The organism is Amaricoccus sp. (assembly GCF_017993425.1).
In the GTDB taxonomy this organism is placed as follows: Bacteria; Pseudomonadota; Alphaproteobacteria; order Rhodobacterales; family Rhodobacteraceae; genus Amaricoccus.
Genome location: NZ_JAGOMQ010000041.1, coordinates 1 through 23,252 on the forward strand (window position 1 = coordinate 1; position 23,252 = coordinate 23,252).

Annotated in this window: 19 protein-coding genes; 7 read left to right on the forward strand and 12 right to left on the reverse strand. The window is 71.8% G+C overall.

Features of this window, described 5'->3' with window-relative positions; translation table 11 throughout:
- Window positions 1-68 precede the first annotated feature (68 nt).
- From KBB57_RS16345 to petA, 3 genes are read right to left on the reverse strand one after another with little or no spacing between them, the layout of a single operon-like run.
- Window positions 69-866, reverse strand: a complete 798-nt coding sequence (locus tag KBB57_RS16345; protein WP_290752406.1) for a cytochrome c1 — start codon at window positions 864-866, stop codon at window positions 69-71.
- An 11-nt stretch (window positions 867-877) separates the two neighbouring features.
- Window positions 878-2,191, reverse strand: a complete 1,314-nt coding sequence (locus KBB57_RS16350) for a cytochrome b N-terminal domain-containing protein (protein WP_290752410.1) — start codon at window positions 2,189-2,191, stop codon at window positions 878-880.
- A gap of 12 nt (window positions 2,192-2,203) precedes the next feature.
- Complete coding sequence (petA, locus tag KBB57_RS16355; protein ID WP_290752413.1) at window positions 2,204-2,773, reverse strand: ubiquinol-cytochrome c reductase iron-sulfur subunit; 570 nt, start codon at window positions 2,771-2,773, stop codon at window positions 2,204-2,206.
- 330 nt (window positions 2,774-3,103) lie between these two features.
- On the opposite strand from petA, the gene KBB57_RS16360 reads away from it, so the two are divergent.
- The gene (locus tag KBB57_RS16360; protein ID WP_290752415.1) at window positions 3,104-3,613 is read left to right on the forward strand and encodes a cytochrome b/b6 domain-containing protein; all 510 of its coding nucleotides are present in this window, start codon (window positions 3,104-3,106) and stop codon (window positions 3,611-3,613) included.
- Here KBB57_RS16360 and rlmH read toward each other — a convergent pair.
- Both rlmH and rsfS read right to left on the reverse strand, forming a co-directional pair.
- Window positions 3,598-4,068: a 23S rRNA (pseudouridine(1915)-N(3))-methyltransferase RlmH gene (rlmH, locus tag KBB57_RS16365; RefSeq protein WP_290752418.1), complete on the reverse strand. Its 471-nt coding sequence runs from the start codon at window positions 4,066-4,068 to the stop codon at window positions 3,598-3,600. The genes KBB57_RS16360 and rlmH overlap by 16 nt on opposite strands.
- Window positions 4,069-4,090: 22 nt before the next feature.
- Window positions 4,091-4,504 carry a ribosome silencing factor gene (gene rsfS, locus KBB57_RS16370; protein WP_290752421.1) on the reverse strand — a complete coding sequence of 138 codons (414 nt, stop codon included), beginning with the start codon at window positions 4,502-4,504 and terminating at the stop codon, window positions 4,091-4,093.
- A 255-nt stretch (window positions 4,505-4,759) separates the two neighbouring features.
- Here rsfS and KBB57_RS16375 point away from each other — a divergent pair, with 255 nt between their 5' ends.
- Both KBB57_RS16375 and cas3 read left to right on the forward strand, forming a co-directional pair.
- The gene (locus tag KBB57_RS16375) at window positions 4,760-5,971 is read left to right on the forward strand and encodes a CocE/NonD family hydrolase (protein WP_290752424.1); all 1,212 of its coding nucleotides are present in this window, start codon (window positions 4,760-4,762) and stop codon (window positions 5,969-5,971) included.
- Window positions 5,972-6,028: 57 nt separating this feature from the next.
- Window positions 6,029-8,275, forward strand: coding sequence for a CRISPR-associated helicase Cas3' (gene cas3, locus KBB57_RS16380; RefSeq protein ID WP_290752427.1), 2,247 nt, complete (start codon window positions 6,029-6,031; stop codon window positions 8,273-8,275).
- 503 nt (window positions 8,276-8,778) lie between these two features.
- On the opposite strand, the gene bhcD is transcribed toward cas3, so the two are convergent.
- From bhcD to bhcA, 4 genes are all read right to left on the reverse strand, one after another.
- Window positions 8,779-9,753: an iminosuccinate reductase BhcD gene (bhcD, locus tag KBB57_RS16385; RefSeq protein WP_290752430.1), complete on the reverse strand. Its 975-nt coding sequence runs from the start codon at window positions 9,751-9,753 to the stop codon at window positions 8,779-8,781.
- A 121-nt stretch (window positions 9,754-9,874) separates the two neighbouring features.
- Complete coding sequence (gene bhcC / locus KBB57_RS16390) at window positions 9,875-11,038, reverse strand: 3-hydroxy-D-aspartate aldolase BhcC (RefSeq protein ID WP_290752432.1); 1,164 nt, start codon at window positions 11,036-11,038, stop codon at window positions 9,875-9,877.
- Window positions 11,039-11,051: 13 nt separating this feature from the next.
- Window positions 11,052-12,029, reverse strand: a complete 978-nt coding sequence (bhcB, locus tag KBB57_RS16395; RefSeq protein ID WP_290752436.1) for a beta-hydroxyaspartate dehydratase BhcB — start codon at window positions 12,027-12,029, stop codon at window positions 11,052-11,054.
- A gap of 8 nt (window positions 12,030-12,037) precedes the next feature.
- Window positions 12,038-13,228, reverse strand: coding sequence for an L-aspartate--glyoxylate aminotransferase BhcA (gene bhcA, locus KBB57_RS16400; protein ID WP_290752439.1), 1,191 nt, complete (start codon window positions 13,226-13,228; stop codon window positions 12,038-12,040).
- A 205-nt stretch (window positions 13,229-13,433) separates the two neighbouring features.
- On the opposite strand from bhcA, the gene bhcR reads away from it, so the two are divergent.
- On the forward strand, window positions 13,434-14,258 hold the full coding sequence (gene bhcR, locus KBB57_RS16405) for an HTH-type transcriptional regulator BhcR (RefSeq protein ID WP_290752442.1): 825 nt from the start codon (window positions 13,434-13,436) through the stop codon (window positions 14,256-14,258).
- A 451-nt stretch (window positions 14,259-14,709) separates the two neighbouring features.
- On the opposite strand, the gene KBB57_RS16410 is transcribed toward bhcR, so the two are convergent.
- Window positions 14,710-15,372 carry a glutathione S-transferase family protein gene (locus KBB57_RS16410; RefSeq protein WP_290752445.1) on the reverse strand — a complete coding sequence of 221 codons (663 nt, stop codon included), beginning with the start codon at window positions 15,370-15,372 and terminating at the stop codon, window positions 14,710-14,712.
- Window positions 15,373-15,462: 90 nt separating this feature from the next.
- On the opposite strand from KBB57_RS16410, the gene KBB57_RS16415 reads away from it, so the two are divergent.
- The 3 genes from KBB57_RS16415 to KBB57_RS16425 are packed head-to-tail and all read left to right on the forward strand — an operon-like array spanning window position 15,463 to window position 18,803.
- Window positions 15,463-16,785 (forward strand): amidohydrolase, encoded by a 1,323-nt coding sequence (locus tag KBB57_RS16415; RefSeq protein WP_290752448.1) that lies wholly within the window; start codon window positions 15,463-15,465, stop codon window positions 16,783-16,785.
- Window positions 16,782-17,621 carry a purine-nucleoside phosphorylase gene (locus KBB57_RS16420; RefSeq protein ID WP_290752451.1) on the forward strand — a complete coding sequence of 280 codons (840 nt, stop codon included), beginning with the start codon at window positions 16,782-16,784 and terminating at the stop codon, window positions 17,619-17,621. The genes KBB57_RS16415 and KBB57_RS16420 overlap by 4 nt, the downstream gene beginning before the upstream one ends.
- A gap of 3 nt (window positions 17,622-17,624) precedes the next feature.
- Window positions 17,625-18,803, forward strand: coding sequence for an MFS transporter (locus tag KBB57_RS16425; protein WP_290752454.1), 1,179 nt, complete (start codon window positions 17,625-17,627; stop codon window positions 18,801-18,803).
- A gap of 151 nt (window positions 18,804-18,954) precedes the next feature.
- Here the strand turns inward: KBB57_RS16425 and KBB57_RS16430 are convergent, their stop codons facing one another.
- A complete protein-coding gene (locus tag KBB57_RS16430; RefSeq protein ID WP_290752457.1) occupies window positions 18,955-19,194 on the reverse strand; it encodes a hypothetical protein in 240 nt (79 codons plus the stop codon).
- A 1,262-nt stretch (window positions 19,195-20,456) separates the two neighbouring features.
- Complete coding sequence (gene secA / locus KBB57_RS16435) at window positions 20,457-23,213, reverse strand: preprotein translocase subunit SecA (protein WP_290752460.1); 2,757 nt, start codon at window positions 23,211-23,213, stop codon at window positions 20,457-20,459.
- Between the last annotated feature and the right edge of the window lie 39 nt (window positions 23,214-23,252).

A 23,252-nucleotide genomic window follows, 5' to 3' on the forward strand; every position in this document is an offset into this window, starting at 1 on the left:
GGTCCCGGCCGCAAGCGGGCCGGGGCGGGGCGGGCGGGCCCCGGCCGCGCGGGCCGGGGCCTCGCCGGTCAGGCGTGCTTCTTCTTCGCGCCCTTCTGGGTCGACCAGATCTTCTTGTTGGTGAAGTAGAGGAGCACGGTCAGCACGACCAGGAACAGCACCGCGGTCAGGCCCGCCTGCTTCCGCGCCATCATCTTGGGCTCGGCGGTCCACATCAGGAAGGCGGCGACGTCCTGCGCCATCTGCTCCTCGGTGGCCTGGGTGCCGTCCTCGTAGGTGACCAGGTCGTCCGAGAGCACCGGGTTCATGGCGACGAAGGCGCCCTTGGCGGTGTTCTCGTAGAGCACGACTCCGGCTTCCTCGCGCTCCTCGCCGGTGAAGCCGGTGACGAAGGAGGCGATGTATTCCGGCCCGCCCATGCCGCGCAGGATCTGGTTGATCCCGAGCCCGGCCGGCCCGTGGAACCCGGCGCGGGCCTTGGCCATCAGGCTGAGATCGGGGGCGTTCTCGAGCCCCGAAGGCGGGAAGTGGTCGGGCGGGGTGCCCGGCCGCGTCTCGCCGGTGGCCGGATCCTCGAACTCGAACTGGGCGGCGTAGGCCCGCATCTGCTCCTCGGAGAGCGCCGGGCCGCCGACGTCGTGGAGGTTGCGGAAGGCGACGAACTTCAGCCCGTGGCAGGCGGCGCAGACCTCGGTGTAGACCTGCAGGCCGCGCTGGAGCTGCGACTGGTCGAAGCTGCCGAACGGCCCCTCGAACGAGAAGCTGAAGTCGTTGACGTGCGGATGCGCGGCGTGGTCCTGGGCGAGGCCGGCGCCGGCCCCGAGGCCGAGCGCCGCCGCCGTGCAGAGGATGAGCTTCCGGATCATGGTCGACATCCTCATTCGGCCGGGGTCGGGCGCGCCTCGCCCAGCATCTGGCCGGGCGACTCGTAATGGGCCTCGAAATCCTCCTGGATCGTCGCCGGCGGCGTCCTCGGCGTCTCGATCACGCCGAGGAGCGGCAGCACCACCAGGAAGAACACGAACCAGTAGAGCGTCGCGAGCTGGCTGATGATGACGTAGGGCTGCTCGGCCGGCATGCCGCCGCACCACATCAGCAGGAAGAAGTCGACGACGAGGCCCCAGAACCAGAACCGGAACATCGGCCGGTAGCGCCCGGAGCGGGTCCGGCTGGTGTCGAGCCACGGCACCAGCACCAGCATGATGATCGACCCGAACATGGCGAGCACGCCGCCGAGCTTCGAGTTGATGAACAGGATGTCGAAGGTGATGGCGCGCAGGATCGCGTAGAACGGCAGGAAGTACCATTCCGGCACGATGTGCGCCGGCGTCTGCATCGGGTTCGCCTCGATGTAGTTGTCGGGGTGGCCGAGGAAGTTCGGCATGAACCCGACGATCGCGGCGAAGAAGATCAGGATGAACGCCAGCGCGAACAGGTCCTTGATCACGAAGTAGGGCCAGAACGGCAGGGTGTCCTTCTCCGCGTCGGCCTTGGAGCCGCGCCGCACCTCGACGCCCGTCGGGTTGTTGTTGCCGGTGGTGTGGAAGGCCCAGATATGCACCGCCACAAGCGCCGCGATCACGAAGGGCAGGAGGTAGTGCAGCGAGAAGAACCGCGTCAGCGTCGGGTTGCCGACCGCCGGCCCGCCGAGGAGCCAGGTCTGGATGTCGTGGCCGACGACCGGGATCGCGCCGAAGAGGCCGGTGATGACGGTGGCGCCCCAGAACGACATCTGTCCCCAGGGCAGCACGTAGCCCATGAAGGCGGTCGCCATCATCAGGAGGTAGATCAGCATCCCGATGATCCAGGTGATCTCGCGCGGGGGCTTGTAGGAGCCGTAGTAGAGGCCGCGGAAGATGTGCATGTAGACGGCGATGAAGAACAGCGACGCGCCGTTGGCGTGGATGTAGCGCAGCGCCCAGCCGCCGTTCACGTCGCGCATGATGTGCTCGACGGAGCGGAAGGCGAGGGTGGTGTCCGGCGTGTAGTGCATGACGAGCACGATGCCGGTGACGATCTGCAGCGCGAGGCAGAAGGTCAGCACGATGCCCCAGATCCACATCCAGTTCAGGTTGCGGGGGGTCGGGATGGTCAGCGTCGCATGGGCGAGGCCGAGGATGGGAAGGCGCGATTCGACCCACTTCTCCGCCGTCGTGGTCGGCTCGTAGTGGTCGTGCGGGATGCCGCTCATCGGGTCTTCTCCTTAGCCGAGCTGGAGCACGCCGTCCGACACGAAGCTCGCGACGGGGATCGCGAGGTTCTCCGGAGCGGGGCCTTTGCGGATGCGGCCGGCAGTGTCGTAGTGCGAGCCGTGGCAGGGGCAGAACCAGCCGCCGTAGTCGCCGGCGTCGGCCAGCGGCACGCAGCCGAGATGGGTGCAGACGCCGGTCATCACCAGCCAGACGCCCGTCGGATCGAGCGAGGAGCGGTTGGCGTCGGTCGCCGGGTCGTCGGGGGGCAGGTTGGCGTTGCGCGCCAGCGGGTCGGGCAGCTGGTCGACGGGCACGGCGTCGGCCTCGGAGATGTTCTCCGCGGTGCGGCGGCGGATGAACACCGGCTTGCCGAGGAAGCTGACGGTGAGCTGGGTGCCCTCCTCGACCGAGCTGACGTCGACGCGGATCGAGGACAGCGCCTGCACGTCGGCGCTCGGGTTCATCTGGTTGATCAGCGGCCAGACCGCCGCCGCGCCGGCGACCGCCCCGGCCGCTGCGGTGGCGACGTAGAGGAATTCCCGGCGGGTGCCGCCTTCGTGCTCGTCTGCTGCGTGGGCCACCCCGTATCACTCCTGACAGCCGCCCCTGTCGGGCCTGCGTTGCTCGGTCGGTCCCGCTCGCCGCGGTCCCGGAAATAGAATCCGTCTAGACCGCTTCTCCCAACTGGTCCAGCGGTCTGTGCAAGAATCCGGTCGGCCGGCGCTGCGGCCGGGCACAGATCCGGCCGCGGGCTCGCGCGCGCTCGCGACGCGATCGGCATCATCCCGCCGTCACGCATTGGTGACGACAGTGCCGTTTCTCCCGCATGTTACCATTTTTCCCGCGACGGCCGCGCAGGGGCTCATGGCCGTCGGCATGCGACGACAGCACCGACGACAGGGAGGCCGGCAATGGCTGTTCCCGCGACCTATTCGCATGCCCAGATCGCGGCCCACTGGCTGATCGCCGCCCTGGTGGGATTCGAGATCCTGTTCTCCGACATCGCCGAGGAGCGGTGGGCGGCGCGCATGCAGGGCGACATCGAGAACGTTCCGATGCCGAACCCGCACGCGATCGTCGGCGTCCTCGTGCTCGGGCTCACCGTGTGGCGGCTCGGGCTGCGGCTTGCGCGGGGCGTCCCGCCGCCGCCGGCGGGCGAGCATCCGCTCGCGGCGCTCGCGGCGAGGTGCGTCTATCTCGCCTTCTACGTCTTGCTCTTCGCCGTGCCGATCTCCGGCTTCACCGCCTGGTGGCTGGGGATTCCGGCGCCGGCGCAGCTCCACGGACTCATCGCCGACCTACTGATCGGCCTCATCCTGGTTCATGCCGGCGCGGCCCTCGCCCACCAGTTCTGGTTCCGCACCGACGTGCTGCGCCGGATGCTTCCGCGTCGCCCGACCCGTCGTCACGCCCGGTGGTAGGGGCCGCCGGCGAGGATGGTGGCGGCGCGGTAGAGCTGCTCGGCGAGCATGACGCGGGCGAGGAGGTGCGGCCAGACCATGCGCCCGAGCGAGATCGCCGCCGCCGCCCGGTCGCGGAGGCCGGGGTCGAGCCCGTCGGCGCCGCCGATGGCGAAGGCGAGCCCGGGCGCGCCGCCGTCGGCCCAGCGGCGCAGCATCGCGGCGAACTCCGGCGAGGAGGGAGCCGCCCCGCGCTCGTCGAGCGCGACGAGGAGCGCCCCCTTCGGCGCGGCGGCGGCGATCAGCGCCGCCTCGGCCGCGGGGCCGCCGCCGCGGCGGTCCTCGACCTCGACGAGGCTCGCCGGGCCGAGGCCGAGCGGCCGGCCGGTGCGGTCGAAGCGGGCGAGGTAGTCGGCGACCAGCGCGGCCTCGGGGCCGCCGCGCAGGCGCCCGACCGCGACGATCGCCACCTTCACCCGCCGGCCCCGGGAGCGGCGGTCAGGCCGTCCCGCCCGGGCGCGGCCGCGGCGCCGCCTCGGGCGCCCACATCTTCTCGAGCTGGTAGAAGTCGCGCACCTCGGGCCGGAACACGTGCACGATGGCGTCGCCCGCGTCGATCAGCACCCAGTCGCCCAGGTCCTTGCCCTCCATGCGCACGATCACGCCGTGGTCGGCCTTCAGGCGGTCGGCGAGCTTCTCGGAGATCGCGGAGACCTGGCGCGACGAGCGGCCCGAGGCGATCACCATGTGATCGGCCATCTCGGACTTGCCGGCGAGGGGGATGACGACGACGTCCTCGGCCTTGTCGTCCTCGAGCGAGGCGAGGATTGCGGACAGGAGCGCGCTCCCGTCGATCGGCCCCGCACGGCGCGAAATTGCCTCCGCCGGGGCGGCGGCCGCAGCCGCCGGCATGTGTTGGGTCAGGTGTAGCTCCTCTTCGTTGGCGCGCGCCGTCGGACCCGGCGCCGGCCCTTCCGAATGTAGGGGACAGGGCCCCTCGTCTCAAGCAGCGGTATGGTGAACGCGCCCGGTTCACGAATGTTTCACGGTCCGTGCGGCCCCGAAGGCACGTCCGCGGCGCGGGCGGCGCGGCTATTGCCGGCCCCGATCGAGGCGCCGTAACCTCGGCCCGCGCCCTGCCGCGCATCCCCATCCGCGAGCCGCCCGATGACGCTCCTCTTCAAGGACGACCTCCACGACGAGTTCGGCACGATGCCGCTCGGGTTCGCGCCCTGGGGCGGGCCGGAGCTCGGCGAGGTCCGGGCGCTGGCGGCGGCGGTCGGGAGCGGCGACGACGCGGCCTTCTGCGACGCCTGGGTCGCCGCCGGCGACCGGCTCGCCGCCGAGGGCGAGGCGGCGCTGGCCGCCGGCCACGCGGCGAGCGCCCGCGCGGCGCTCCTGCGCGCCGCCTGCTTCTACGGATCGGCCTACCGGCCGCTCTTCGGCGCCCCGGTCGATCCGCGCCTGCTCGCCGCCTATGCGCGACAGATCGCCGCCTTCGACAGGGCGCTCGGCCTCGGGGCGCATCCGGTCCGGCCGACGCCGATCCCCCTCGAGGGGGCGTCGATGCCCGCCTACCTCATCCCCGCCGAGGGGCGCGAGACCGAGGTGCGGCCGCTGGTGATCCTGACCAACGGCTACGACGCGACCGTGACGGACATGTATTTCGGCTCGGCGGCCGCGGCGGTCCGGCGCGGCTACCACGCCCTCGTCTTCGACGGGCCGGGCCAGGGCGGGATGCTCTACGAGCAGGGCGTGCCGATGCGGGCGGACTGGGAGACCGTCGTCGCCGCGGTGGTCGACTTCGCGCTGGCGCAGCCGATCGTCGATCCCGAGCGCATCGCGCTCTCCGGCTGGAGCCTCGGCGGCCATCTGGCGCTGCGCGCGGCCTCGGGCGAGCCTCGCCTCGCCGCGGTGGCGGCCGATCCCGGCCTCTGGAGCATCACCGGCCCGCTCCGCGCCATGGCGGCGCGGCTCGGCCTGCCGGAGGCGGCGATCGAGGGCGTGCTCGCGGGCGACGGCGCGCTCGCGCCGCTCTTCGGCCGGACGCTGGTCGGGCTGTCGCGGCGGATGCGCTGGAGCATCGCGCAGCGGGCGTTCTGGGTGCATGGGGTGAGCGATTTCCCCGACTATTTCCGGGCGATCGCGGCCTTCACGCTCGACGGCCGCGCCGGGGGCATCCGCTGCCCGGCGCTGATCTGCGCCGCCGAGGACGACCAGCTCAGCCGCACCGCCGACCAGGTCCTCGCCGCGCTGATCGGCCCGAAGACCCTGCTGCGCTTCACCGCCGCCGAGGGCGCCGGCGACCATTGCGAGATGGGCGCGCGCTCGCTGCTCAACCGCCGCATCCTCGACTGGCTCGACGCCACCCTCGCCTGAGCGAGGGTGGCGCACGGTGCGTCCGGGCCCCCACCTCAGACTCAGCGGGCGATCCGTATGTTCTTTGCGCATTCCCTGCCATCGCGCGACGAAAGCGACTGGCAGACGCTGCTTGCCCACCTGACGGAGGTCTCCCGTCGCGCCGCCGGATTGGCCCGGGACCTCGGCCTCCCCCTGGCCGCGGCGCTGGCGGGGCTCGCCCATGACCTCGGCAAGTACGACCCGCGCTTCCAGGACTACATCCGGGGGCGGGGACCGTCGGTGGACCACTCGACGGCGGGCGGGGCGATCCTGATGGAGATCGCGGGGCGGGCCGGAACGGCCGAGGCGCGGATCGCGGCGGAGGTCCTCGCCTATTGCATCCTCGGCCATCACGCCGGCCTGCCGGATCGCATCAACGACACGGCGGCCTGTCTCGACGCTCGGGTCGAGCGGTTCGGGAACGGGCTCGATCCGGCGTGGAGGACCGAGCTGGCGTTGAGCCTCGACGGGGTGGCCGCCGAGCTTCTCGCCCATGCGGGGGGCCGGGATACGTGGGAGTTCGACCTGTCGGTCGTCGTCCGGATGATCTTCTCCTGCCTGGTCGAGGCCGACTTTCTCGACACGGAAGCCTTCTATGCAGCGAAGGGAGAACGGACGCCGGACCGCTCCTGGCCGCGGCTGCAGGAGCGCCTGCCGGAGCTGCGCGCCCGGTTCGACGCGCATGTGGCGGGGCTCGGCGCGGGCGGGGACGTCAATCCGGTCCGTCGCCGCATCCTCGCGCATGTGCGGGAGCGCGCGGACCTCGTGCCCGGCCTCTTCACCCTGACCGTGCCGACGGGGGGCGGCAAGACGCTCGCCTCGCTCGGCTTCGCGCTCGACCATGCGGCGGCGCACGGGGCCCGCCGGATCATCTATGCGATCCCCTTCACCTCGATCATCGACCAGACCGCGGCGATATTCCGGGACGTGCTCGGGAAAGGCGTCGTGCTGGAGCACCATTCCGCCATCGACGAAGAGCGGAACGAGCGACGCGAGGGCAAGGACAAGCTCCGCCTCGCCATGGAGAACTGGGCGGCGCCGGTGGTGGTGACGACCAACGTCCAGCTCTTCGAGAGCCTCTTCGCCGCCCGGCCGTCGCGGGCGCGCAAGCTCTGCAACATCGCGGGTAGCGTGATCGTGCTCGACGAGGCGCAGGCCCTGCCGAAAGAGCTGCTCAAGCCGTGCCTGCGGATGCTCGACTGCCTGGCGCGGCGATGGGGGTGCTCCATCGTCTTCTGCACCGCCACCCAGCCCTCGGTCGAGCAGGCGCTCGAGGGAGAGGTGACGCTCGACCTGCGCGAGCTGGCGCCGGACCCTGACGACCTTGCGGCGACGCTGCGCCGGGCGCGGATCGTCGATGGCGGCGAGATGGACGACGCCGCGCTGGTCGAGGCGCTGGCGGGCGCGGACCAGGGGTTTGCGATCGTCAACAGCCGGGGGCACGCGCTCGAGCTCTTCCGGGAGGCGAAGGCGGCCGGGCTCGCGGGGCTCGTGCATCTGACCACGCGCCAGACGGCGGCCCATCGGCAGGAGATCCTGGCGGAGGTGCGGCGGCGGCTGAGGGACGGCGAGCCCTGCCGGCTGGTCGCCACCAGCCTGATCGAGGCGGGGGTCGACGTCAGCTTTCCGCGCGGCTGGCGGGCGAAGGCAGGACTCGACCAGATGATCCAGGCGGCCGGCCGGGTGAACAGGGAGGGAAAATGGCGGCGAGAGGACAGCCTTCTGACCTTCTTCGCCAACCCGGCCTATCCGACGCCCCCCGAGGTGCGGTCGCTGATCGGCGACGCCGAACGGATGTGGGATGCGCATGCGGACGATCCGCAGTCGCCCGCGGCGGTGGCGGCGTATTTCCGGCAGGTCTACGCCCGCCTGCGCCTGAACAAGGGACTGGACCGGAAGAAGATCGTCGGCGCCTTCACCTGCGGGCGAAGCGGGACGGAGTTCGCGTTCCGGTCGGTCGCGGAGCGGTTCCGGCTGATCGAGAGCGCGATGCTGCCGGTGGCGATCCCGCGCGGCGAGGCCGCCGGGCAGGTGGAGCGCCTGTGGGCGGCCGAGGTTTCGTCGGGGACGCTGGCGCGCGCGCTGCAACGGCACGTGGTTCTGGTCCCGGAGCCGGCCCGGCGGCGGCTGCTCGACTGCGGCAAGGCGGAGTTCGTCGCCCCGAAGCTGCGGGGGGATCAGTTCTGCGTCCTGAAGGCCGAGCATCTCGACCTGTACCATGAGGACAGCGGCCTCTGGTGGGAAGACGCGGAGTATCTGGGCGTGGAGCAGGTGAACATTTGAGCGGATCCTGTCCCGGTTAGTGGCGTGGCTCGACGGTAGCGCCGCCACCCGCCCTGCGCGGATCGCCTCCCGCGCGGGGCGGGGAACGAAACCCCGTGGAGATCACCCACGGGATCACGGCGGGTGCCGCGTCCCGCGGGGGCGACCCCTGACCGGCCGACGATCTTCTCCGCCAAAGAGAGTTTCGATCCATGCCCCTGCGCGGGGGCGACACGAGCGCCGGTGCCGGCCCCGCAGTATTCCCCGTTTCGATCCACGCCCCCCGCGCGGGGGGGCGACACGGCGGGGCTGTCCTGTCCCTCATCTCCGCCGGGTTTCGATCCACGCCCCCGCGCAGGGGGCGACGGGAGACGATCCTGCACCTGCGCGGCCCGAGCTGGTTTCGATCCACGCCCCAGCGCAGGGGGCCCGCCGGCTGGCCCGGGGGGCGGCGCCGGCCTCGGGGAGCCGCAAGGGCTCCCGCCCGGCCGGCGCCCGGAGGGCGTTCGCCCTCCGGGGCCTGCTCAGGCGTCTACCTCGATGGCGAGGCCGCGCTCGCGGGCGACCTCGACGATGCGGGCGGAGACGGCGAGGTCCTGGAGGCCGACGCCGGTGCCGTCGAAGAGGGTGATCTCCTCGGCGGAGGAGCGGCCGGGATGCGTGCCGTTCACGACGGCGCCGATCGGGGTGATGGCGCTCTCCGCGATCAGGCCGGCGGCGATGGCGTGCTGGCTCTCGCCGATGGTGATCGCCTGCGCGACCTCGTCGGTGAAGACGGTGGCCTTGGCCAGCAGCGCCGTCTCGATCTCCTGCTTGCCCTTGGTGTCGGTGCCCATGCAGGCGAGATGCGTGCCGGGCGAGACGTGGGCGGCGAGGAGCGAGGGGGCGAAGGAGGAGGTGATGGTGATGATGACGTCGGCGGCGCGCAGGCCGTCGAGCTCCACCGCCTCGAAGGGCAGGCCGACCTCGGCCGCGACCTTCGCGAGGCTCGGCAGCATGTCGGGGTGGAGGTTCCAGGCGACGACCTTCTCGAAGCTCCGCTGCTTCGCGGCGGCGCGGAGCTGGAAGCCGGCCTGGTGGCCGGCGCCGACCATGCCGAGCACCTTCGCGTCCTTGCGGGCGAGGTGGGCGATCGAGACGGCCGAGGCGGCGGCGGTGCGGGCGGCGGTCAGGTAGTTGCCGCCGACCATGGCCGAGACGCGCCCCGTGTCGGGATCGAACAGGAACACCGTCGACTGGTGGTTGATGATGCCCTTGCCCGGATAGCGCTCGAGGTTGTGCGGCCAGTAGCCGCCGGCCTTGACGCCGAGGGTCCCTCCGGCGCGGTCGAAGCCGCCCTTGAAGCCGTAGAGGGCGTCGGCGTGGCCGATCGCCTCGCGGATGACCGGGAAGTTGTAGGCGTCGCCGCGGGCCATGGCGGCGAAGACGGACTCCACCGCGACGAAGGCGTCCTCCATCGAGATGAGCTGCGGGCAGACGGCTTCGGGGACGATGAACACGGGGGCGCGGTCCTTGAATCGGGGCGGCAAAGCCTGCGTATCACGCGTGATACGCAGGTCATGTCGTTGATTTTAAAGGGAAATCTCCGCGGCGTCAGCGCCGCGGCAAGCTTTGCAGGCGTCAGTAGGCCTTGCCGCGGGCCGAGACCGGCCAGAGCGCCTCGACCTTGCCGCCGCGCACGCCGACATACCAGTCGTGGACGTTGCAGGTCGGGTCGCAGTGGCCGGGGACCAGCTTCAGCTTCTCGTTGATCTTCAGCACCCCGTTCGGGTCGTCGACCACGCCGTGCTCGTCGGAGCACTTGATGTACTTCACGTCGTCGCGGCCGTAGACGAAGGGCAGGCCGCTGTCGACCGACTGCGCCTTGAGGCCGGCGTCCACCACGGCGAGGTTCGGCTTGGCGTGGGACATGACGCTCGTCAGGATGAAGAGCGCGTTCTCCCACTCGCCCTGGTCGATGCGCTTGCCGTCCTTGTCATGGATGCGGCCGTAGTCGGCGTCCATGAAGGCGTAGCTGCCGCACTGGAGCTCGTTGTAGACGCCCGAGTTCGCCTCGAAGTAGTAGCTGCCGGTGCCGCCGCCGGAGACCAGCTCGGGCTTGAGGCCGATGGCGGTCAGCGCGTCGACGGCGTCCTTCACCTGGGCGATGGCGGCGTCGAGCTTCTCCTTGCGGGCCTCGAAGCTGTCGAGGTGCTGCATGGCGCCCTGATAGGCCTGGATGCCGGTGAACTTCAGGTTCGGCGCGGCGTCGATCGCCTTGGCGATCTCCACCACGGCCTCGGTCGTCTTCACGCCGCAGCGGCCGGCGCCGCAGTCGATCTCGACGAAGCACTCGAGCGTCGTGCCGTGCTTCTGCGCCGCCGCCGAGAGGTCGGCGACGTTCGCCACGTCGTCGACGCAGACGATGATCCGGGCGCCGTATTTCGGCAGGCGGGCGAGCCGGTCGATCTTGGCCGGGTCGCGGACCTGGTTCGAGACGAGGATGTCCTTGATGCCGCCGCGGGCGAAGACCTCGGCCTCGGAGACCTTCTGGCAGCACACGCCGACGGCGCCGCCAAGCGACTCCTGGAGCTTCTGCACGTCCACGGACTTGTGCATCTTGCCGTGGGAGCGGTGGCGCATCCCGTGCGACTTGGCGTAGTCGCCCATCTTCTTGACGTTGCGCTCCAGCGCGTCGAGGTCGAGGATCAGGCAGGGCGTCTGGATCTCGTCCACGGACATGCCGATGGCGGCGGGGATGTCGAAACCCACCTCGGGCTCGGCGATCTTCTCTTGCTTGGTCATGGCGTCCTCCCGCTCAGGCGTTCCAGGGCAGCTTGTCGAGGTCGACGTTGCCGCCGGTGACGATCACGCCGACCCGCTTGCCGGCGAACCTGTCCTTGTTCTTGAGGATGGTGGCGAGCGGCACCGCCGAGCTCGGCTCCATCACGATCTTCATGCGCTTCCAGATCAGCTTCATCGCGTCGACGATCTCCTCCTCGGTGGCGACGAGGACGTCGGTCACGTGGCGCGAGACGAAGTGCCAGGTCAGATCCTTGAGCGGCACCTTGAGGCCGTCGGCGACCGTGTCCGGCGCGTCGTCGGCGATGATGTGGCCGGCCTTGAAGCTGCGGTAGGCGTCGTCGGCGTTCTTCGGCTCGGCCGCGAAGATCTCGACATGCGGCGCGATGGTCGAGAGCGTCAGGCAGGTGCCCGAGACCATGCCGCCGCCGCCGATCGGCGCGACCACGGCGTCGAGGCCCTCGACCTGGTCCATCAGCTCGCGCGAGCAGGTGCCCTGCCCGGCGATCACGCGGGGGTCGTTGTAGGGATGCACGAACTCCGCGCCGCTCTCGGCCACGACCTCGGCGAAGACCGCCTCGCGCGAGCTGGTCGAGGGCTCGCATTCCACCACGCGGCCGCCGTAGCCCTTCACGGCGTCCTTCTTGGCCTGCGGCGCGGTGCGCGGCATGACCACCGTGCAGGGGATGCCGCGCCGGCCGGCCGCATAGCTGAGGCAGGTGCCGTGGTTGCCGCTCGAATGCGTGGCGACGCCCTTGGCCGCCTGCGCGTCGGAGAGGCCGAAGACGGCGTTGGAGGCGCCGCGGGCCTTGAAGGCGCCGGCCTTCTGGAAGTTCTCGCACTTGAAGAACAGCTCGGCCCCGACGAGCCCGTTGATGAAGCTCGAGGTCAGGACCGGCGTCTTGTGGATGTAGGGCCGGATGCGCTCGTGCGCAGCCAGCATGTCTTCGAAGGTCGGAATGACGAGGGTGTCCGCGACGGCGGTCTCGGTCATGGTCTTCCTCACGCGGCGTTGGAGAGCGTGGCGCTCTCGGTGGTCCGATAGTACTCGGCCGCCGCCGCGACGCCAGAACCGAGCTTCACCTGCATGCCGAGGTCGGCCATGACCATCTCGGCGCAGGCGAGGCCGGAGAGCGCCATGACGTCGGTCAGCGAGCCGAGATGGCCGATGCGGAAGACCTTGCCCGCGACCTCGCCGAGGCCGACGCCGAAGGCGACGCCGTACTTGTCCGCCGCATGGACGACGAGCTTCGTGCTGTCGACGCCCTGCGGCACGACGATGGCGGAGACGGTGTCGGAGTAGAGATCCGGCGACTGGGCGCAGAGCTTCAGCCCCCAGCCGGCGACGCCGCGGCGGACGCCCTCGGCGATGCGGCGGTGGCGGGCGAAGACGTTCTCGAGCCCCTCCTCCTCGATCATCTTCAGCGACTCGCCGAGGCCGAACAGGAGCTGCACCGGCGGCGTGTAGGGATAGCCGCCCTTGGGGTTCATGTTGAGCATGTCGCGGAAGTCGAGGAAGCAGCGCGGCAGCTTCGCCGTCTCCATCGCGGCGATCGCCTTGGAGCTCGCGGCGACGATGGCGAGGCCCGCCGGGAGCATGAAGCCCTTCTGGCTGCCGGTGACGGCGACGTCGACGCCCCACTCGTCCATGCGGAAGTCCATCGAGGCGATCGAGCTGACGCCGTCGACGAGGAGCAGCGCCGGGTGCCTGGCCGCGTCCAGCGCCTTGCGGACGGCGGCGACGTCGGAGCGGACGCCGGTGGCGGTCTCGTTATGGGTGACGAGGACGGCCTTGATCTCGTGGCTCTTGTCCGCCTCGAGCACGGCCTGGAACTCGGCCGCCGGCGCGCCGGCGCCCCAGGGGGCGTTGAGCTGGTGGACGTTCAGGCCGTGCCGGTTGCACATGTCGATCCACTTGTGGGAGAACATGCCGTGGCGGCAGGCGAGGACCTTGTCGCCGGGCGACAGGGTGTTGGAGATCGCCGCCTCCCAGCCCGCGGTGCCGGTGGCGGGGAACAGGAACACCTCGCCCTTCTCGGTCTTCAGGACCTTCCGCACGCCCGGGAACAGCGGCGCGAAGATCGCCGCGAAGCTCGCCGAGCGGTGGTCGAGCGTCGGCATGTTGACGGCGTGACGCAGCCGCTCGGGGATGTTGGTGGGGCCGGGGATGAAGACCGGGTTCTGGCTGGACATGGCGTTCCTCCGCTTGTCGTTGCCGAGGGTTATAGCCCGCGCCGACCGGGGGCGCAATTTTTTTGAAATCTTTTTTCATAACCTTTGCGACTGCGGTAAGCGCATGGAAAGGCTGGTGTTTGAATTTTTCATGGGATGGACGGGTTTTTCGTTTTATGAATTTGCGGTTGCCGGGTAAGACGGCGCGAGGAGGAGCGAGTCGCCGATGGAAGCCGTTCCGAAGCGCACGCGCGGCCGGCCGCGCGCCTTCAATCCCGACCCCGAGGCGGGCGTGGTGCAGTCGCTCGACCGGGCGCTCGCCATCCTCAAGGTGCTGGCCTCGGGCGAGGGGATGAGCCTGACCGAGCTCGCCGAGGCCTCGGGGCAGGCGCCGGCCACGGTCTATCGCGCGCTCCAGACCTTCGCCGGCCACGGCATGGCCGAGCAGGACCCGGCGACCCAGCTCTGGGCCGTGGGTCCGGAGGCGTTCCGCATCGGGGCGGCGTTCCTGACCCGGACGAGCCTCGTCGAGCAGTCGCGTCCCGTGCTGCGCGAGCTGATGGCCGAGGCGGACGAGACGGCGAACCTCGGCATCGCCGACGGGGCGGAGGTGGTGTTCCTGAGCCAGGTCGAGACGCAGCAGCCGATCCGGGCGTTCTTCCGGCTCGGGGCGCGCGGGCCGATCCACGCGAGCGGCATCGGCAAGGCGCTGCTCGCCTTCGGGCCGGAGGCGCGGCTCGCCCGTCTGCTGCGCGCCGGGCCGCTCGGCGCCTTCACGCCGCGGACGCTGGTGGAGCCGGCCGCGCTCCGCGCCGACCTCGCGGCGGCGCGCGAGCGCGGCTGGGCGATCGACGACGAGGAGCGGACGGAGGGGATGCGCTGCATCGCCGCGCCGATCTTCAACGAGCACCGCGAGGCGGTCGCCGGGGTCTCGGTCTCCGGGCCGACGCTGCGGGTGACGCCGGCGCGGGCCGACGCGCTCGGCGAGGCGGTGCGGCGGGCGGCCGACCGCATCACCGCCGCCGTCGGCGGCGACGCGCCGCGGCGGTGATCCAGATCAAGGCGGGGGCCCCCGGGGAGGCCTAGGAAAGAGCCGGAACGGGACGGCAAGGCTGCGGCCGGCCCGATCAGCGCCGCCGGCTCTCCGTCGCAGGACGGGCGCGCCGGCGGCGCGCCTTTTTTGGGCGTCTGATACGGGAATCGCCTGATACGTTCCCGCGCGTGTCAGCCGGATCGACGCGACACGCTGGCAGATGTCTCCGCGCGATTTGGCGAGTGACAAATCGCGCCGCGCCTGCCCGCCCGGGGCAGGCGCGATTCCGCGCCAGCCGGGCAGGCGCGCCGCGATTGCGCGCGACGGGGAAATCGGCGCCCCTCTCGGGTCTCGCTTCGGCGTGGCCCGACGGACCGCGCGGGTCTCCACCGGAGACCCGGCAAGATGCGGTCCGGGGGGATATCGTCGAGCTTCCGGGGAAGGGATCAACCGAAGGTCGTCTGACCGGCTAGTCGCGGTCCGGCGCGCCCGGCGGGAAGTACGGGCGATACGGGCGGGCGGCGTCGACCGCCCTCGCCATCGACGGGCGGGCGAGCAGGCGGGCGCGGAAGGCGCGGGTCCGTGCCAGATCCTCCGGGATCGGGTGAACCCAGTCGGCGTAGAAGAGCGAGGGCGCCGCGGCGCAGTCGGCGAGGCCGAACTCCGCCCCCGCGGCCCAGGCCCGCCCCTCCATCGCGCCGTCGAGCCAGCCATAGGCGGCGTCGAGCAGCCGCCGCGCCTCGGCCACGCCGTAGGCGTCGCGCTCGCCTTCCGGACGCAGATGGTCGAGCACGACCTTCTGCATCGGCGCCATCACATAATTGTCAAAGAACCGGTCCATCTTGCGCGACTCGAGCGCCGCCTGCGGATCGCCCGGCAGCAGCCGCGCCGGCCCCGGCGCCCGCAGCGAGAGGTGCTCGACGATGACGCTCGACTCGACGACCGTCCGCCCCTCGTCGACGAGGACCGGCATCCGCCGGATCGGCCACAGCGCCGCGAACTCCGCGTTCGCCTCGGGATCGTCGGGGCTGCCGAGCACCCGGAACGTGAAGGCGAGGCCGAGCTCGTCCAGCGCGACCAGCACCTTCTGGCAATAGGACGAGAACGGGTGCCCGTAGAGAACCAGATCCACCGTCCCCTCCCGCGGCCCGGCATACTTTGGTCAGGTTGACAGCACGCGCCAGCGCGTGCAAGCGCTCGGGCAAAAAGGGACAGGTTGCGGATGACTGCCGATCTGATCGTCACGCGAGCGACGCTCGTCACCGCCGACGGCCGTGACGACGGGCGCGGCACGGTGATTCGCGACGGCGCCCTCGCCGTGGCGGGGGGCCGGATCGCCCGCATCGGCACGGCGGCCGAGATCGGGACCGACGCCCGCGAGGTGGTCGACGCGGAGGGCGGCCTGCTGGCCCCCGGCCTCGTCAACACCCATTGCCACGCCGGCTGCTCGCTCTTCCGCGGGCTGGTCGAGGGGCTGCCGCTCGAGCCCTGGCTCCGGCAGGTCTGGAAGGCGGAGGCGGCGATCCTCGACGACCGCACCACCCGGCTCGGCGCCCGCCTCGGCCTCGCCGAGCAGCTCCTCTGCGGCGTCACCTGCGTGCTCGACATGTACTGGCGCCCGCGCCAGACCGTCGCCGCGGCCCGCGACCTCGGGATGCGCATCGCCACCGGGCCGATCTTCTTCGACGGGCCGGGCGTCGACGGCGCGACGCCGGAGGCCCGCATCGCCGACGCCGGCCGCTTCTTCGCCGAGCACGCGGGCGCGGCCGACGTGCTCCCCGCCGTGCTGCCGCACGGAACCTACACCGTCTCGCCCGACCTCCTCGTCGCCTCGCGCCGGCTCGCCGACGCGGCCGGCGCGATCTGGTCGACCCACGCCGCCGAGACCCGCGCCGAGCAGGCCGACGTCGCCGCCCGCTACGGCCGCTCCGTCGTCCGCCACCTCGACGCGCTCGGCCTCCTCGGCCCGCGCACCGTGCTCGCCCACGGCGTCTGGCTCGACGACGAGGAGATCGCCATCCTCGCGGCGCGCGGTGCCGCCGTCGCCCACAACCCGGTCTCGAACCTCAAGCTCGCCTCGGGCATCGCCCGGGCGCCGGACCTGCTCGCCGCCGGCGTGCGGGTGACGCTCGGCACCGACGGGGCGATCTCCGGCAACGACCTCGACCTCTGGCTGGCGCTGCGCCTCGCCGCCATGCTCCACAAGGGCGCGACGCTGCGCGCCGACGCCGTCACCGCGACCCAGGCGCTGGCCATGGTCACCCGCGAGGCGGCGGCGGCGCTGGGCGCGGACGACCGCATCGGATCGCTGGAACCCGGCAAGCAGGCGGACATGATCCTTCTCGACCTGCGGCGGCCGAGCGCCCAGCCGCTCTTCGACCCCGTCACCCACCTCGTCTGGTCGGCGGCGAAGTCCGACGTCCGCCAGGTCTGGATCGGCGGCGCGCGCGTGGTGCGCGACGGCGCGCTCGTCCGCCACGACATCGGCGAGACGCTCGACGAGGTGGCGGCGCTCGCGCCCCGGATCGCGGAGGCCGTGGCATGACCACCCCCTACGCCGCGCGCGTCGCGGCGGCGCGCGCCAGCGTCGAGCCCCGGCTGGGCGGGGGCCCCGGCGCGGAGGTCGAGATCGGCATGATCCTCGGCTCCGGCCTCGGCGCGCTCGCCGACCGGGTCGAGGACGCCGTCGCCGTGCCCTTCGCCGAGATCGAGGGGATGCCGGTCTCCACCGCCCCCGGCCATGCCGGGCGGCTGGTCGTCGGCCGGCTGAACGGCCGCCGCGTGGCGCTGGCGCAGGGACGGCTCCACCTCTACGAGGGCTGGTCGGCGCAGGACGTGGCGCTGCCCGTCTACCTGATGCGGGCGCTGGGCGCGCGCAGCCTCGTGGTGACCAACGCCGCCGGGGCGCTCGACCCCGAGCTGCGCCCGGCGGACGTCATGGTGATCGAGGACCACCTCAACCTCACCGGGGCGAACCCGCTGACCGGGCCGAACGACCCCGGCCTCGGCCTGCGCTTCCCCGACATGAGCCGCGCCTACGACGCCGACCTGCGCGAGCGGGCCATCGCCGCCGCCGAGGCGGCCGGCCTGCCGCTCGCCCGCGGCATCTATGCCGGCATCGCCGGGCCCTCGCTCGAGACCTCGGCCGAGCGGCGCTGGCTGCGCTCGACCGGCGCCGACGCGGTCGGCATGTCGACCGTGCTCGAGGTGATCGCGGCGCGCCATGCCGGGCTCTCGGTGCTCGGCTTCGCGGCGATCACCAACTCGGCGACCGGCGGGCCGGAGCAGGAGCCCGACACGATCGAGGGCGTGCTGGCGACGGCGGCGGTGGCCGGCAAGACCGTCGCCGCGGTGCTCGACCGGCTGTTGCCGCGGCTCTGAGCCGTGGCCGCGGCGGGCAAGGGCCGCTCGATCGCGCTCCTCGTCGCCGCGGTGACGCTGGCGATGAGCCTGTGGTTCGTCTCCGCCGCGGCGCTGCCCGAGCTGGTCGCCGAGGCCGGGATCGGCCGCGGGCGCGCCGCGGCGCTGTCGGCGGCGGTGCAGCTCGGCTTCGTCGTCGGCGCGCTGGCGCTCGCCGCCCACGGGACGGCCGACCGCTTCGACCCGCGCCGCGTGCTCGCCGTCTCGGCGCTGCTCGCCGCGGGGGCGAACCTCGCCCTCGTCGCCGCGCCGGTCGGCGGCGCGGCGCAGGTCGGGCTCCGGGCGCTGACCGGGGCGGCGCTGGCCGGGGTCTATCCGGTCGGCATGAAGATCGCCGTCGGCTGGGGCGCCCGCGACCGCGGGCTGCTGGTGGCGCTGATCGTCGCGGCGGTCACCCTCGGCTCGGCGACGCCCTACCTCCTCGCCTTCGCCGGCGGCGCCGACTGGCGGGTCGCCGTCGTCGTCGCCTCCGGCCTCGCCTGCCTCGGGGCCGGGCTGGGGCTCGCCGCCGGGCTCGGGCCGGGCCACGCGCGGGCGCGCGGCTTCGATCCGGGCGCGCTGCGGCTCGCCTGGACCGACCGCCGGCTGCGCCTCGCCTATGCCGGGTATTTCGGGCACATGTGGGAGCTCTACGCCTTCTGGGGCTGGATCGCCGCCGCCGCGACCGCCGCCTTCGCGGAGCGGCTCGCCGCGCCCGCGGACGCCGGGCGGCTCCTCGCCTTCGCCGCGATCGGGCTCGGGGCGCTGTCGGCGGCGCCGGCGGGGTGGCTCGCCGACCGGATCGGCAAGGCGCGGGTGGCCCGCGGCGCTCTGCTGGCGAGCGGGTGCTCGGGGCTCGCCGCGGCGCTCGCCTTCCACGGGCCGGCCTGGCTCTTCGTCGCGGTGGTCTGCGCCTGGGGCCTGAGCGTCGTCGCCGACAGCGCGCAGTTCTCGGCGCTGGTCGCCGACGCGGCGCCGCCGGAGCGCGCGGGGAGCCTGATGACGCTGCAGACCGCCATCGGCTTCCTGCTGACGGTCCCGGTGGTGCAGGCCATCCCGGCCGTCTCCGCGGCGCTCGGCTGGCCGGCGACCCTGGCGCTGATGGCGGTCGGCCCCGCCGCGGGCGCCGAGGCGATGCGCCGGCTGATCCGTCTCGGCGGCTGAGGGCTGTTCGGCGGATGGCCCCGCCCCAGGCCGGGCGCGCCGGGCGCCCCCGGTCTCCGCCGACGCCCCCTTGAGAGGTCGCTTGGCCCGGGAACGACCGCCGACGCGGAAGGACGGGCGGGGCGGTCCTCCGGGGCGATGGCAGGAGCGACTACTCGGCGAGGATCTTCTCGATCTCGGCGACCTTGGCCTCGTCGCCGTCGGTCCCGTCGAGGACCGACTCGATGCGCAGGACCTGGTCCTCGGTCAGCACCAGCCCCTCGACCTCGACGCCGAGCGCCGCCATCTGGTCGAGCACCGCCTCCGCCGTCTCGGCCTGGGCGAGGGCGGCGGGCGCGGACATGAGCGCCAGCGCAAGCGCCGCGGCGGCGCGTGAAAGGACCGGTGTCATGCGGACGATCTCCCTCCTGTCGACCTCCCCGGAAGATAGGCGCGCCGCGAGCGGGCGTCCATCCGCGGAGCGTGCGCCGGCGAATGGCAACGCGCCCCGTCAACCACACGAGGGGCGCGCACCCTCATGGCCCATCGCCCGCGATGCTGCCGGACGAGCCCCGGCCAGATGCGAACGGACGGCATCTCGATCATGTTTATTTGCGCGCAAATATAACTCGAAACATATTTGCAAATATTTTGAATATAAACGGTGAAAATCATTGTACGTTCATCAGCGCCGCATTTCGCGGCGCCGTTCGACTCACTTCGAGCTTGCGCCCTCCCCGCCCGAACTGTTCCGCGTCGAGCCGGTTGACATGCCCATGTCAACCTGCGGGAGCCATCGCGGGGCGAGACGTCGCCGCCGGGCGATCCTTGCCGCCTCCGTCACGGAGCGTGGCCCACGTCACACTGCACGACACCTGTCTGCTCTGCTGGGTCCACGGGGCGCGCGCGCGCGCCGACCGACCGACCGAAGCGGGCTTGCCCGCGAGGCCCGGCGCGACAGGCGAAAGCACGGCTTTCGCCGCGCCGACGGCTGGAGCGCGGTTGCGCGGAAGCCGTGAGGGGCGCCGATTTCTCCGGGAGCGCGCAATCCGTCCGGGAGCGCCCCGGCGAGCGCGGCAACGCGCTCGCCCCCCGCAGGGGCGATCGCGGACGGATTTGCCACGGGTCAAATCCGTCTGGCGTCACCGTCGCGGCCAGCCTCGGGCCGGGCTTCCTCTCCACTGTCGTGCAGTGTGACGTGGGCCACACTGCACGACACCTGTCTGCCCTGCTGGGTCCACGGGGCGCGCGCGCGCGCCGACCGACCGACCGAAGCGGGCTTGCCCGCGAGGCCCGGCGCGACAGGCGAAAGCACGGCTTTCGCCGCGCCGACGGCTGGAGCGCGTTGGCGCGGAAGCCGTGAGGGGCGCCGATTTCTCCGGGAGCGCGCCATCCGTCCGTGAGCGCCCCGGCGAGCGCGGAATCGCGCTCGCCCCCCGCAGGGGCGATCGCGGACGGATTTGCCACGGGTCAAATCCGTCGGGCGTCGGCGTCGCGGCCAGCCTCGGCCGGGCTTCCTCTCCACTGTCGTGCAGTGTGGGCCCACGTTCACGCCGCATTAACGCCTCAAGTGAAATCAATCACTTAGCGAATTTTCACGCGTGAACACCACGCCTTTTCCACAGGGCCCGCCCGAGGCAGGCCGTCCCGATGCGGCGCAGGCGGGAGCCCGGCTCAGACGCGGCCGTGGCAGTGCTTGTACTTCTTGCCGGAGCCGCAGGGGCAGGGGTCGTTGCGGCCGGACTGCGCCCAGGTGCCGGGGTCGTCCGGATCGACCCCCCCGGCGGCGCCGGCGAAGGCCATCGCGGCGGCCGCGGCCGGGGTCGGCTGGGGCTCGGGAGCGGGCGCCGGGGCGAGCGACTGCTGCTGGGCCTGCGCCGCCTGCGCGGCGCGGGCGCGGGCCTGCAGCTCGGCGATCATCGCCTGCTGCTCCTCGGCGGTCATGATCTGCACATGGGCGACCATCCGGGTGACCTCGACCCGCAGCTTGTTGAGCAGCGCCTCGAAGAGCGCGAAGGCCTCGGACTTGTACTCGTTGAGCGGGTCGCGCTGGGCGTAGCCGCGGAAGCCGACGACGCTGCGCAGGTGGTCGAGCGTCACCAGATGCTCGCGCCAGTCGCGGTCGATGGTCTGGAGCAGCACCTGCTTCTCGACGCTGCGCATCGTCTCGGCGCCGTAGCGGGCGACCTTGTCCTCGACGGCCGCGTCCGCCTCGGCGGTCAGGCGCTCGCGGATGATCTCGTCGTCGACGCCCTCCTCGTCGGCCCAGGCCTGCATCGGCAGGTCGAGCCCGAAGACGTCGCGCGCCCGCCCCGCCAGGCCGTCCATGTCCCACTGGTCGGCATAGGCCCTGGCCGGGACGTGCTCGGCGACGAGGTCGTCGATCACCTGGTGGCGCATGTCGCGGACGGTCTCGGAGACGTCGTCCGCCTCCATGATCTCCCGGCGCTGGCTGAACACCGCCTTGCGCTGGTCGTTCATCACGTCGTCGTACTTGAGCAGGTTCTTGCGGATGTCGAAGTTGCGCGCCTCGACCTTGCCCTGCGCCTTCTCCAGCGCCTTGTTCACCCAAGGGTGGATGATCGCCTCGCCCTCCTTCATCCCGAGGCGCTGCAGCATCGAGTCGAGCCGCTCGGACCCGAAGATGCGCATCAGGTCGTCCTCGAGGCTCAGGTAGAAGTTCGTCCGCCCCGGGTCGCCCTGCCGGCCGGAACGGCCGCGGAGCTGGTTGTCGATGCGCCGGCTCTCGTGGCGCTCGGTGGCGAGCACGTAGAGCCCGCCCGCCTCCTTGACGCCCGCCTTCGCGGCGGCGACCTCGGCCTCGACCTGCGCCCGGACCGCGGCGGCGTCGAGATGCTCGCCCGCCTTCTCCGCCGCCTCCAGCGCCTCGACCACCCGCATCTCGACGTTGCCGCCGAGCTGGATGTCGGTGCCGCGGCCGGCCATGTTCGTCGCGATGGTCACCGCCCCCGGCCGCCCGGCCTCGGCGACGATCCGCGCCTCCTGCTCGTGATAGCGCGCGTTCAGCACGTTGTGCGGCACCCGCGCCTTCTTCAGCATCTCGGAGAGCGCCTCGGACTTCTCGATCGAGGTCGTGCCGACGAGGATCGGCTGGCCGGCCTTGTGGGCCCGGCCGATCTCCTCGACGATCGCCTCGTACTTCTCGCGGGCGGTGCGGAAGACTTGGTCGTCGTGGTCGGCGCGGATCACCGGCAGGTTGGTCGGCACCGCGACGACGCCGAGCTTGTAGATCTCGAGAAACTCCTCCGACTCCGTCATCGCCGTGCCGGTCATCCCGGCGAGCTTCTCGTAGAGGCGGAAGTAGTTCTGGAAGGTCACGCTCGCCAGCGTGACGTTCTCCGGCTTGATCTGCACGGCCTCCTTGGCCTCGATCGCCTGGTGCAGGCCCTCCGACAGCCGCCGGCCGGTCATCATCCGCCCGGTGAACTCGTCGATCAGCATCACCTCGCCGTTCCGGACGATATAATCCTTGTCGCGCTTGAAGAGCACGTGCGCCCGCAGCGCCTGGGTGACGTGATGGACGATCGTCGTCGATTCCGGATCGTAGAGCGTCGCGTCCGCCGGCAGGATGCCGAGCTCGTGCAGGCGCTGCTCGATATACTCGTTGCCTTCCTCGGTCAGCGTCGTGGTGCGCTGCTTCTCGTCGAGGTCGTAGTGCTCGCGCGTCAGCTCGGGGATCACCTTGTCGACGGCGATGTAGAGGTCGCTGCGGTCCTGGCTCGGGCCGGAGATGATCAGCGGCGTGCGCGCCTCGTCGATCAGGATCGAGTCCACCTCGTCGACGATGGCGAAATAGTGATCGCGCTGGTTCACCTGGGCGAGGTCGTTCTTCATGTTGTCGCGCAGGTAGTCGAAGCCGAGCTCGTTGTTGGTCGCATAGGTGACGTCGGCGGCGTAGGCGGCCTTCTTCTCCTCCTCGGCCTGCCCGGGGACCACGACGCCGACCGTCAGCCCGAGCGCATGATAGACGAGGCCCATCCACTCCGCGTCGCGCTTCACCAGGTAGTCGTTGACCGTCACCACGTGGACGCCGCGGCCGGTCAGCGCGTTCAGGTAGACCGGCAGCGTCGCCATCAGGGTCTTGCCCTCGCCGGTCTTCATCTCGGCGATGTTGCCCTGGTGGAGGAAGATGCCGCCCATCAGCTGCACGTCGAAGGGGCGCAGGCCGAGCGTGCGCCGCGCCGCCTCGCGGGCGTTGGCGAAGGCCTCCGGCAGCAGGTCGTCCAGCGTCTCGCCCTTGGCGAGGCGGTCGCGGAACTCCTGCGTCCGCGCGCGGATGCCCTCGTCGGACAGGGCCTGGAACTCCGGCTCCAGCGCGTTGATCCGCTCGACCAGCGGCCGGACCGACTTGACCTTGCGATCGTTGGGGGTGCCGAACACCTTGCGTGCGAGCGTGCCCAGTCCAAGCATACGTGCGTTCCTTAACGTGCCGGCCGGCTCCCGTCCCCT